This is a genomic window from Methanosarcina spelaei, from assembly GCF_002287235.1.
GTDB lineage: Archaea > Halobacteriota > Methanosarcinia > Methanosarcinales > Methanosarcinaceae > Methanosarcina > Methanosarcina spelaei.
Genome location: NZ_LMVP01000401.1, coordinates 1 through 12,321 on the forward strand (window position 1 = coordinate 1; position 12,321 = coordinate 12,321).

The 12,321-nt window shown below is 41.8% G+C and carries 11 protein-coding genes; 8 read left to right on the forward strand and 3 right to left on the reverse strand.

The genetic code is table 11. The features are described 5' to 3' along the window. Positions 1 to 850: 850 nt before the first annotated feature. Positions 851 to 1,651 (reverse strand): class I SAM-dependent methyltransferase, encoded by an 801-nt coding sequence (locus ASJ81_RS15240; RefSeq protein ID WP_245860201.1) that lies wholly within the window; start codon positions 1,649 to 1,651, stop codon positions 851 to 853. A gap of 701 nt (positions 1,652 to 2,352) precedes the next feature. On the opposite strand from ASJ81_RS15240, the gene ASJ81_RS15245 reads away from it, so the two are divergent. The 8 genes from ASJ81_RS15245 (at position 2,353) to ASJ81_RS22905 (ending at position 10,515) form a co-directional block, all read left to right on the forward strand. Further along, positions 2,353 to 3,927, forward strand: coding sequence for an ABC transporter substrate-binding protein (locus ASJ81_RS15245; protein WP_095645123.1), 1,575 nt, complete (start codon positions 2,353 to 2,355; stop codon positions 3,925 to 3,927). Between the two features lie 259 nt (positions 3,928 to 4,186). After that, positions 4,187 to 5,845, forward strand: coding sequence for an ABC transporter substrate-binding protein (locus ASJ81_RS15250; RefSeq protein ID WP_245860203.1), 1,659 nt, complete (start codon positions 4,187 to 4,189; stop codon positions 5,843 to 5,845). 11 nt (positions 5,846 to 5,856) lie between these two features. Then, complete coding sequence (locus tag ASJ81_RS15255; RefSeq protein ID WP_095645124.1) at positions 5,857 to 6,549, forward strand: class I SAM-dependent methyltransferase; 693 nt, start codon at positions 5,857 to 5,859, stop codon at positions 6,547 to 6,549. 139 nt (positions 6,550 to 6,688) lie between these two features. Continuing rightward, the gene (locus ASJ81_RS15260; RefSeq protein WP_095645125.1) at positions 6,689 to 7,639 is read left to right on the forward strand and encodes an ABC transporter permease; all 951 of its coding nucleotides are present in this window, start codon (positions 6,689 to 6,691) and stop codon (positions 7,637 to 7,639) included. Next, positions 7,623 to 8,462, forward strand: coding sequence for a nickel transporter permease (gene nikC, locus ASJ81_RS15265; RefSeq protein ID WP_095645126.1), 840 nt, complete (start codon positions 7,623 to 7,625; stop codon positions 8,460 to 8,462). The genes ASJ81_RS15260 and nikC overlap by 17 nt, the downstream gene beginning before the upstream one ends. 1 nt (position 8,463) lies before the next feature. Next, entirely contained in the window at positions 8,464 to 9,402 is a 939-nt protein-coding gene (locus ASJ81_RS15270; protein ID WP_095645127.1) for an ABC transporter ATP-binding protein, read from the forward strand. Further along, on the forward strand, positions 9,395 to 10,312 hold the full coding sequence (locus ASJ81_RS15275) for an ABC transporter ATP-binding protein (protein ID WP_095645128.1): 918 nt from the start codon (positions 9,395 to 9,397) through the stop codon (positions 10,310 to 10,312). The genes ASJ81_RS15270 and ASJ81_RS15275 overlap by 8 nt, the downstream gene beginning before the upstream one ends. Positions 10,313 to 10,350: 38 nt before the next feature. After that, the gene (locus tag ASJ81_RS22905) at positions 10,351 to 10,515 is read left to right on the forward strand and encodes a hypothetical protein (RefSeq protein WP_170943341.1); all 165 of its coding nucleotides are present in this window, start codon (positions 10,351 to 10,353) and stop codon (positions 10,513 to 10,515) included. Positions 10,516 to 10,756: 241 nt separating this feature from the next. On the opposite strand, the gene ASJ81_RS15280 is transcribed toward ASJ81_RS22905, so the two are convergent. Together ASJ81_RS15280 and ASJ81_RS15285 are read right to left on the reverse strand one after the other, a co-directional pair. Then, the gene (locus tag ASJ81_RS15280; protein WP_095645129.1) at positions 10,757 to 11,164 is read right to left on the reverse strand and encodes a carboxymuconolactone decarboxylase family protein; all 408 of its coding nucleotides are present in this window, start codon (positions 11,162 to 11,164) and stop codon (positions 10,757 to 10,759) included. A gap of 113 nt (positions 11,165 to 11,277) precedes the next feature. After that, positions 11,278 to 12,102 (reverse strand): TrmB family transcriptional regulator, encoded by an 825-nt coding sequence (locus ASJ81_RS15285; RefSeq protein WP_095645130.1) that lies wholly within the window; start codon positions 12,100 to 12,102, stop codon positions 11,278 to 11,280. Positions 12,103 to 12,321: the final 219 nt, after the last annotated feature.

Here is a 12,321-nt window from a genome sequence, read left to right on the forward strand (position 1 = left end):
TAAGCTATTTTGATAAAAGTTTCACTTTAGAAAGTAGCGGAGCGTATTGATTTTAGATAAAATATTCAAAAAAAATATCTAATGAATAAACTGATTCTTTGGCAAAAATGCCAAAGAATTTGTTTTTCAAGATTATTGCAGCTTTTTGAGGTAGTTAGCAGAGAAAATTGTAGGTTTGAGGAAAGAACAATAAGAGAAATCACTAGATTATGGAATTGTGTCTGTGTGCCCCAATTTATATTCGAAAACGTACATGAAATTCTTCGAATAATATGCACAACTAAATGAAAGTACTCTACCTTCCCCTTTTTTTAATATTGAATGCCTCATTATTATAGGCAGTAAGGTTGTCCTTATTTTGGTTTCTCAAAACCGTCAGAAAACTAATCAGTGAATTGCCATAAAAGGCTTAAATTTGATAAGGAGCAGAACATCAAAAGGAGTATTGCGAGCCAGTTTTGTTCCGTACTTTCATGCTAAATAAGTATAAAAGGAAACTTAATTCAATTTTTGATTATATATGTCTTGCATCGTTCAGCAATTAATTTAGATATAATATTTTGTCTATAAAATTACTAATTCTGGCTATAATTATGTAATTAATTAAAAAACAGTATATTCGCCGGTTTTGTAAACGCTGGCCACAAATAAGATTCTGATCTTCGCGTTTTCTATATGATAGCAATCTTCAGAATAAAATAGGGTGAATGAGGAAGTCCCCTGCAGGTGTTTAAGGCCTTAAGTCAACAACTTGATTATACAAAACTATGAAGAGTCAGAAGAGATTGATCAAATCTGACTTACGAAGAGTCAAATCAAGTTTGACTTACGAAGGACCAAAAAAGATTAATCAAGTCTGACTTCTTTTCTTTGCAAGAATCATATGCGGAGGCTGGATATACCCTGACGAATGGCCGGACGGATCATTCCGTTCCAAAAAAGCATCATAATCTTTCAAGAACCTCCATGAAACAGCCTCAAACCCATGGGATTGTGCAAGGGCGGTTATCCTCTCAGGTGTATTGTTTTTCGCAAGGGGCAGGTTCAGCTTAACACCAGAATACAACTCATTAAATCTGTCATTACGACTGCTTTCCTTCTCTGTCCCGTCAGGGTTCTGGAACCACAAACCATCAATTATCATCATAAGGCCGCCGTCTTTTAAAAGCCTGGAGCATTCATTCATAAACTTGTCCGGTTGAGGCAGGGTCCAGAGAAGATATTTGCTCAAAACGAAATCATACTCTCCATCACTTAGAGGAATTTCTTCTGCGTCTCCCTGTACTAAAGAAACATCTACTCCTTTTTTTCTGGCATTTTCCGCTGCTTTTTCAAGCATGTTTTCTGACAAATCCACACCGGTTACATCATGCCCCATGGCGGCAAGAGAGATTGCAAGAATTCCAGGACCTGTTCCTACTTCTACGGCACGGATTTTTTTATCCGTTAGCAGTATTTCATAAAACAGAGATTTCCAAATCTCCATTTCTTCATCCATACATTTGGCATATTCCGTATGATAATCAGAACTTCTGTAGTCCCAGTACTCTAAAATTTTATCCTTCATTTCTAATATTCCATCTTTCACTTCTAATATTTCATCTGTCATTTTTAGTGTTTCATCTGTCATTTCTAATATTCCATCTGTCATTTCTATTCCTCAAACAAACTTGGCACCAAACCGTTTCTATCCGGAACAACATTGTTATCCAGAGCGAAATGTTTGTAACATGATTAATTTGGATTAACGGCATCTCATCCCGAATAAAGGCCTTAACCTCTTATGTTTGCATAATAATGAGTGAATTCCGAACGCCTGTATGGTAATTTGTATTTTGGTATCTTTTTCCATAAAATTATATTTTATTGCGTATGAATAAGACAATACGTATTACTATTTATAATAATAATTTGCTTAACTCATCATAATTAACAATATATTAATAGTTATGCATTTTATTTTCTGATTTAACTGAAATAAATAACGATTAAGTTATACATCTATTCTTCATAATATTATTCCGAATGGTAAAAATAAATAAAATGGTCTAAATGGAGGATGCCATATCCTGAAAAAGCTCTCTTAGATTGAAAACGAGTTATCAAACCCAGGATGTTGTAGTCTGGTTAAACCTGCAACACAATATCTGCCAGGTCACATATACGGCTTACTGAATAATTTTTGATTCAAATAAAATTTGTATTTAATCACACTTACCGGATAGATATGGAATAAAATCATACATTTTAAATATACAGATATAAAATAAAATCACACATTTTAACTATACTCCGCATACTCTAGTTAAAAACAATGTTAATAAACTAAATATTTATGTATTGGTGTTAATAATGGAATTTAATGCGCAAAAAACAAAAATTTCCATCTCTGCAGTTGCTGTAATTCTAATTGTAGCATTGCTCTGTGCAGGATGTGTTGATACCGGGGAGGCGTCTAAAGAAAAAGTCCTCCGCGTGGTTTTTAATGAAGGTCCTGATACCGGGGGCAGTCTTGATCCTGCCAACGGCTGGACAGGGTGGTATGTCCATCAGGCAGGCATCTATGAAACATTGTTCTACTACGATGCAGACATGAACCTTATGCCTAAACTCGCATCCGGATACAAACAATTAAACGATACCGAGTGGGAAATTCAGCTCCGTAAGGATGTAACCTTCCACGACGGAACAAAAATGAATGCAGATGCGGTTCTCTTCTCGCTGAAAAGAGTGCTTGATCCGTCAAACAGCAGGTCATCAGAGTACTCCTTCATCAAAGATGTACGAAAGACTGGTGAGTACACTATTGTCATTGAAACTAATGATGTCTATGCTCCATTAATTTCATCCCTTGTAGACCCCGTCATGTCTATAGTCAGTCCCAGCATTGTTGATGCGGACAAACAGCCGGATGGAACCGGTCCTTTCAAGTTTGTTTCCTTCGAACCGGGTGCAAGCCTTGAAGTCGAAAAGAACCCTAATTACTGGGATGGCGAGGCCAAAGTTGACCGTATACTTATTCAGTACAACAAAGACAGTACGGCAAGAACAATGCTGATAAAATCAGGAGATGTCGACATTTCCAGAGATCCTCTCCAGAGCGAGTATTCGGCACTTAAGAGTAACCCTGATATAAACGTCACTTCTAAAGAAACGCTGCGGACATATTTCCTGTATATAAATGGCGGCAAAGCCCCATTCAATGACACCAGAGTCCGCCAGGCCCTCTTTTATGCGATCAACCGCCAGGAAATCGTTGATACAGCACTCGAAGGAGTCTCCGGGATCCCGGCAAAAGGAATATTCACAAGTACCATGCCCTGGAACGCAAACGATCAGATCGAATCCTATGACTATAACCCTGAAAAAGCTCTGGAACTCTTCGAAGAAGCAGGAATCACGAAAGGCACAGATGGTAAGCTGTACTACAACGGAAAACCATTCACCGTTGAAATCCAGACCTACACAAAACGTGCAGCTCTTCAGCCGAGTGCAGAAATCATCGCCTCACAGTTAGAAAAAATTGGTATAACCTCAAAGGTCACAATTCTGGAAAGTGCTGCACTTACGGAAAACGCGGTTGCAGGAAATTATGACCTCTCACTTGCCGCGTGGAGCACTGCACCTACCGGGGATCCGGACTACTTCCTCTCAAGCCATTACCTCTCAACAGGCAACTACGCGTCCAAATGGCTCCGCTATTCCAATCCTCAGGTAGATAAATGGATTCTTGAAGCAAGAACCGAAACTGACGAAAAGAAACGTGCTGAGCTGTACGATAAAATCCAGATACAGATTCAGAAAGACGCAGTACTACTGCCCGTTTTCTATGCCAACGAAATTTATGCACTGTCATCAAATGTGACAGGCTTTGAGATGTATCCAAACGAGTATACAATCATCACCAAGGACATCGGATTTGCATAAATTTGCAGGAGGAAATGAGGAAAAACTGCCGTTTGCAGACAGCAGGTTTGATGTTATTTGTAGAAAGCAGGTTTGATGTTATTTGTAGAAAGGTGTTCTCGGAGAGATCAGTAAAGGATAAAGCTTACACAGCGAAGTTCTGAACGATCTCTTCCTTTTTACGACAACATGCCGGGAACAATCTCTGAAATTATATGATGTCTGAAAACGGATATTTTTCAAGGGTTTTTCATCCCGGAAAAGATTGGTGAAGTGAATAATGAATGTTGATGTTGTTTTATCCGGGCTGGAAATTACGATATGCCGTATTATCCAGCCGGATAATTACAATTTTTCTACTGGAAGAGGTATTGACATGGCGTTAAGGACGAAGTTATCATTTGCCTGCACGACAATTTTTTTTATTGCAGTCGTCATCTGTTCGGGTTGTGTTCAGACAGAGGGCTCTGAAGAAAAAGTTCTTCGTGTAGCTCTCACAACTGGCCCTGATACAGGAGGAAGCCTTGATCCTTCCATTTCATGGGAAGGCTGGCCTATGCGAAGAACAGGAATCTATGAGACTCTCTTCTCTTACGACGAAAATATGAATCTCCAGCCTGAACTTGCAACAGGCTATAAACAGTTAAATGATACCGAGTGGGAAATTCAGCTCCGCAGGAACGTAACCTTCCATGACGGAACTATAATGGACGCAGATTCCGTGATTTATTCCATCAACAGAGTTCTTGACCCCTCAAACAGCAGGTCATCAGAATACTCTTTTCTCAAAAACGTCTACAAAACCGATGACTACACAGTCGTCGTTGAAACAAATGAATCATATGCACCAACTATTCTCATGTTCACGGACACAGTCATGTCAATTGTAAGTCCTGATGCAGAAAATCTTGATACCGAACCTGTCGGAACGGGACCATACAAATTTGTCTCATTTGAACCGGGTGCCAGTATAGAACTGGTAAAGAATCCCGATTACTGGGGTGAAGCGCCAAAAATTGACAGAATAATTATCCAGTACAGCAAAGATGCCGCTGCAAGAACTCTTCTGCTCAAATCAGGCGATGTTGACATTACAAGAGATGTCCTGCAAAGCGAGTACGCAGACCTTGAAGCTGACCCTGACACTAATATCGTATCCAAAGAAACGCTTAGAACTTACTTCATGTACATTAACGAAGGAAAAGCACCGTTCGACGATGTAAAGGTTCGCCAGGCACTTAATTATGCAATTGATCGCCAGGAAATCGTTGATACAGCCCTTGAAGGTGTTGCCGGCTCTCCAGCAGCTGGAATATTCCCGGACATCATGCCCTGGAATGCGAACGACAGGATTGAAGCTTACGAATATAACCCTGAAAAAGCTCTTGAACTCTTTACCGAAGCGGGAATCAAGCAGGGAAGTGATGGTAGACTCTATTACAACGGTAAACCGTTCACAATTGAAATCCAGACCTATACAAAACAGGCAGCACACCAGCCAATGGCAGAAGTAATTGCCGCCCAGTTTGAAAAAATCGGCATCACTACTACAATAAAAATTGCCGAAACAAACTCAATTAGTGCCGATGCAGTATCAGGAAATTATGACCTTGCACTCTATTCATGGGGTGTCGCACCTGTAGGAGACCCTGACTATTTCGTATCAAGCCACTTCCTTTCAACCGGAACTTATGCATCTGCATGGCTCCGCTATTCCAATCCTCAGGTTGATGAGTGGATTCTTGAAGCAAGGGCTGAGACAAACAAAGAAAAACGTACAAAACTCTACGACATGATTCAGGAACAGGTCCAGAATGATGCGGTACTGGTCTGTATCGCATACAAGAAGGAAATTGACGGACTTTCCCCCAATCTCAAAGGTTTTGAAATTTATCCAAACGAATACACATTCATTACAAAGGAAATGGAACTTGCCTGAGGGATTAAAAAATGAAAGACAAAATTACAGAACACTGGAACAAGATTAGTCCGAATTATCGGAAAATGTATCGTGACCACCTTGATGAAGAGATCCTCCTGATGCAAAACCTCTTTTCAGAGAAGCTGCCAGCTGGTAAGAAACTCAATGTCCTTGATATTGGAACAGGGCCTGGCATCCAGGCATTTGTTTTTGCCGAAATGGGACACGATGTCACTGCTCTTGATATCTCGGAAGAGATGCTTGCACGTGCAAAAGAAGGGGCAAAGGACCGCAATTTGTCAATCAGGTTTGTTGCAGGTGACGGAGAAAACCTGCCTTTTGAAGATAGTACGTTTGATATTATCGTAAACATGCACCTTCTCTGGACGCTAACGGACCATGACAAATTCTTCAGTGAATGCCTGAGAGTCCTGATACCCGGGGGCAGAATTCTTGCAATCGATGGTCAATGGTTTCAGCCAGGATACGTACCAAACAGAAATTACAACCCGGAAGAAAGAAATCATGATGAGTTAATTGAGTATCTTCCGCTTTATGACAGTAACTCGCCTGAAATGATTACAGCCATCATGGAAAATAACGGGTTTTCCGAGGTCTCCTGTAAATCTCTTCCCGAGTATGCAGAGTATATGAAAAGATGCGATCCGGAAGGTTATGACTATTTATCTGTTCCGTATCTTGCCACCGGAATAAAACATTGAGGAATAAAAATGGAAGACAAAATTGCAGATGAGGTATATAACGCATTTTTGCTGAAACATGGTCCAAGGGGATTGTAGCATCCGAACCTCCATACCTCATCTCTGCAAGAAAGCGTTGAGCTTGTCAAGAGGTACTGCAATGCTAAATGAGTATTTCATCCGTCGGGTTCTGTATCTCGTCCCGGTTCTCATATTTATCTCATTCATGAGTTTTTCACTCATCTATATCGCGCCGGGCGACCCGGCAGAGATTATGATGACGAGTCCCTCGGGTGGATATGATGAAGCAGCTGTTGAAGCTTTCCGCATAGCCCACGGTCTTGACCAGCCGTTTTACATCCAGTATTTGAACTGGATCAAAAACGCAGCTGTCGGAGACTTTGGCTACTCGTACATGAGCGAACAGTCTGTATTTGAAACTGTTCTGAATGCATTCGAGAATACGCTGAAACTTTCCGTTCTTGCCCTTGCAATTGCTCTTGTTATCGCTATCCCTCTCGGCGTAGTTTCAGCTCTGAAGCATAACACTATTGTTGACGACGCTTGTCGCTTTGGCGCTCTTCTCGGAGTATCCATTCCGAACTTCTGGCAGGCCTATTTGATGATAATTTTCTTCTCGGTAATTATTCACTGGCTCCCAGCATCCGGATTCGGCCACGGGACAGACATCAGCTACATGATTATGCCAGCTGCTGTTCTCGGGACAGGGTCAGCAGCTGTAATGGTGAGAATGATCCGTTCAAGCATGCTGGACGTCATGGGAAAGGAGTACATCCAGACCGCCCGTGGAAAAGGACTTTCTGAAAAAATCGTCATTATCAGGCACGCGTTGAAAAATGCACTTGTTCCGGTTATCACGGTGATCGGTCTGTCGATTGGTTTTCTCTTAAACGGCTCGGTTGTTGTTGAGACAATTTTCGGATGGTCAGGCATTGGAAATCTTGTGGTGGACTCAATTCTTTCCCACGACTATATGATGGTACAGGGTTCAGTACTCTTTGTTGCCGTAATTTTCCTTCTGATCAACTTCTTTGTAGACCTGGTCTACGTTTGGGCTAATCCGGAGATACGCTATGATAAAACTTCTTAAAAACCGACAGATAGCTCTTTCCCTGATAATTCTCGGCGGGCTTATCTTCATGGCGATATTTGCCGGTGTTTTAGCTCCATATGATTACACGGAAAAAGACCTGCAGAACCGTCTGCAGCCTCCGTCTTCCAACCACCTTTTCGGGACCGATAACCTTGGCCGCGATATCCTTACAATGGTCATGTACGGTGCGCAAGCATCACTTTTAGTCGGGTTTGCGGTTGTTAGCATTTCGCTTGCAATAGGAGTGATGCTTGGCGTTCTGGCAGGGTATTACGGAGGGTGGCTGGATGAGATTATCATGCGGCTAACGGACAGTTTTCTTGCTTTTCCGTCAATGTTTCTGGCACTTGCAATTACAGCGTTTCTGGGACAGGGGATGGAAAACATGATGCTTGCTTTAATTGCTGTCGAGTGGACGGTATTTGCAAGGGTTGCACGAGGTTCAACACTTGATGTCAAGACAAAAGGCTATGTTCGGGCATCCAGGTGGATTGGTGCTTCAAACGCTTATGTAATGATAAAGCATGTTCTTCCTAACATTATATCTCCTGTTTTGATTATGGCATCGCTTGGAATAGGGAATGTGATTCTGGCAGCGGCCGGTTTAAGTTTCCTTGGACTTGGGGTGCAGCCGTCAACACCGGAATGGGGTGCAATGCTGAATGCAGGCCGTACATATTTCACAACTGCTCCCTGGCTAATGCTTTTCCCGGGTCTTTTTATAATGATAACTGTTCTTGCATTCAACTACTTCGGCGACGGGTTGAGGGATGCACTTGACCAAAAGATGAAAAATATTGAACTTGAAGGGAGGTTCTGACATGTCTGATGTACTGCTGAAAGTATCCGACGTTTCCGTAACAATCCCGACTGAGCAGGGAACAGTTCACGCGGTTGATAATGCGACATTTTCGATTAACAAACACGAGGTTTTTTCACTGATTGGGGAGTCAGGCAGCGGTAAGTCAATTCTTGGCCAGGCAATAATGCGGCTACTTCCCCTGAATGCGATGTTTTCCGGCAAAGTGGAACTTGGAGGTATGGAAATTTCAGCTCTTTCCGAGAAGGAAATGCAGAAAGTCCGCGGCAAAATAGTTTCATCAATTGCTCAGAACCCATATCTTGCAATGAACCCCGGAATAAGGGTTGGCACTCAAGTTGCAGAGCCAATGCAGGCACATCTTGGAATGAGTAAAGAAGATGCGAAGTCCAGGACATGTCAGGCTCTGAAGTATTTTGATATCACTCCTCCTGAAGTGCGGGAAAGGGAATACCCGTTCCAGTACAGCGGCGGAATGTTACAAAGAGCAATGGTTGCAATGGGAACGGCTGCAAATCCTGAACTGATTATCGCTGATGAACCGACAAAAGGCGTTGATGTGCTTAAGAAGCGCAATATTGCAGCAATTTTTCAAAAGGTTGCCTCTAAAGGCTGTGCGTTTCTTTTAATTACGCATGATGTAGGTTTTGCCCGAGCTATGTCAGACAGAATCGCGGTAAACTATTGCGGGCAGATTATAGAAATTGCAGAGAAGGAACCGTTTTTCAAAGAACCTCTGCATCCGTATTCACAGGCACTTTTAGATGCGGTGCCGGAGCGTGGCATGCATCCAATTCCAGGCCCGTCACCTTCGATGATTGAGGTGCCGGAAGGCTGCAGGTTTCATCCTCGATGCCCGAATAAAGCGGACAGGTGCCTGAAGAATCCACCGGTTGTGGAAATAAATGGAAGATGTGTGAGGTGCTGGATGTATGCTTAAGGCAGATAATCTGCATTATGTTTACACCTCAGGACTGATTAAAACAGTTAAAAAAACCGCTGTCTGCGGCGTCGATCTTGAGTTTTTTCCGGGCGAGACGGTGGCTGTTGTCGGGGAGTCGGGGTGTGGTAAATCAACACTTGCAAAGATGCTTGTCCAGCAACTTGCTCCGGTTTCCGGAGAAGTGTTTTTCAACGGGACGAAATTGACAGGAATGAGCTGGAAGAATCTTCGGAAGTTTATGGGGAAAATCCAGCTGATTCCCCAGAATCCGGATGATGTGGTTGATCCTAGATGGACGGTTGAAAAATCGGTTGCCGAGCCATTTGTTATTTGCGGAGGTTTTTCCAGAGAGGAGATTTCGGCAAATGTAGATGCCCTATTTGCAGAGGTAGGGCTTTCTGCGGAACACAAGACCCGATATCCTCACGAACTGTCAGGAGGGGAACTGCAGCGGATTGTAATTGCAAGAGCGCTTGCTCTGAAGCCTGAGTTACTGGTCTGTGACGAAGCGACCTCGATGCTTGATGTGTCGGTGCAGGCGTTTATTGTGACGATGCTAAAGGAGATTCAGATAAAACGCGGTCTCAGCCTGGTGTTTATTACACACGACCTGGAGGCGGCGAAGGCTGTTTCTGATCGGGTACTGGTGATGTATGAAGGTGAGATTGTTGAGGAAGGGACGAATGTGTTTGACCGACCATTGCATCCTTATACGCGTGCTCTCCTGGATGCAGCACGGTATATGTCACTTGAGGTTTTGGTGCCTGAGGAGATTGGAGAACTTCCTTATGGTTTTTCAGGTTGTTCCTACTACAGATTATGCCGCGAGAGAACGGACGCATGTAAAAAGCCACAGAAATTACAGGATGTTTCAGGGAGATTGGTGAGGTGCTGGAAATCAAAATGAGGCAGTCCAAACAACTAATCTGATAAACAACTAATCTGATGAATACTACGGAATTCTGCGTAGCCGTAGTAGCTGGAGATACCTGCCTGAAGGGCGCAAAAGTTCGCATTCGATTGCTTATTGCCTGGATAACCTTGAAATGGAAAACTATGAATAATCAGGAGGAAAAATTCATGAATGCCGGACTGAAAAGCAGGAATTAAGAATGGACTCTTTAAGAAAGCGTTTTAAACTAATTTGCTTTCAACGGACTCTTCAAGAAAGCATTTTAAACTAACTTGCTTTCAAAAAAGTCTAATATATATAATTTAAAGGCATTGTTAGAGAATTCTACAGTTTTTTCGGTATTATTAGTATTTAACTGTTATATTCAGGCTTACAGGCATTTAAAAAAGACTTTACAAGAGTAAAATATAACTCTTTGTAAAATTAAAGGATTTTACTTTAGGATTTTGACTTTAGCAGTTTTAACGCATCCCTGCAAGCTGCTACTGCAGGTGCTCCTGAAGTTATGAATATAACATCCATAAGTTCCATAATTTCTTCTTTGGTAGCCCCATTCTTTAGTGCACTCTGCATCTGCACAACCGTGCACCTTTCACACTGCTTGGCTGCAACGACTGCAAGTGCTACCAGGATTTTTGTTTTTGCAGGTAGGGCACCGTCAGAAAGTAGTTTCTTATTGCATCTGTTATATTTTTTAAGAGATTCGCTGTCAAGTTCTCCAAGGATCTCAAGGATATGAGGAGTAAAACCCAGCTTCTCGCTCATGCTTTCCAGTAACTCTTCATGTTCGAGGTCTCCGTGTTCTTCCTGACGTCCTCCACAACATCCTTCCCCATGTTCTTCCATATTTGCTAACCCCCACTGTAATTAACCGGTCATAATTCAACTGGTTATTAGTATAATAGTAGTATTGTATCTGTATATATGTTATTTATCTATTCCTGATAATTCGGAAAATCTTATCTTCCAGTAACTTTTTCAAAATCAAACTCTTCTCCCTCATTCCAGAGGAGATCGAATTCCTTACTCAGATTTTTCGCAAGCCCTGCATCCCGGATTTTCACAACCGAAAGGATGCGGTCATTATCCTGAGGATGGAGCTGAAACAGCACTACAACACTGTCGTCAAAGGTGCCAAAGCAGGAATTAAAACTCTTCTGGACAAGCCTTATCTTCATACCCTTTTTGAACTTGTCGAAATCCTCATCTCCAAGCAGTGAAATCAGAGAAGAAAGAGATGTAAAGCGATGAGATCCCAGCAGCCTGATTTTGACCCCTCGGTCAATAGCTTTTAGAACTTCAGGCAGCAAGCTAGGAACGATGGGCATTCCGAATAAAGGAGGAATTATAAGTACTGACTTTTTTATTTCTCCATAGGTAGAAACAGCAAACTTCCTGATTTCGGACTCGGTTACGGCAGTCGTCCAGAAGACCTCATCTTTTCGTTTCTGAGTAGGTATGGTTTTCAAAACCTGTTTTACCTCTTCAATAAAACCCTTTAAAGTTATGACTTCTCTTTCAAACTCGGACTTTCGCCTCTCAAAAAATAAATTTAAGGCAATTTCAGGATCAACCGCCCTGAACTTTTTGGGCCTCGAAGCCTGGACTTCTACAAAACCTTTTCCTGCCAGTGATTCAAGAACAGTGTATATCTTCCCATAGGGTACGTCAGCATCCCTGCCGATGTGGTTTGCCTCGGAGACTCCGAATTTTAAGAGAGAAAGATATGCAGATGCTTCATAAGCCGTCAGCCCGATGTCCTGAAGAAGCCTTTTCTTTTGCATAGGTAATTCAACAATTGGAAACTTAAAAATATTTCTAAAAAAACTTCAATCCAGAAACTCCATTCATTTTCAATAATATCAAATGTTTTTGAGTATGCTTTTTCTCCAAACTCATTTGTTTAATGATAATATAATTCTTACACTCTATAATTCTTACACTCTATAATTCTTACACTCTATAATTTTTACACTCAATTTTGAACTGGATCGATAAAGAGA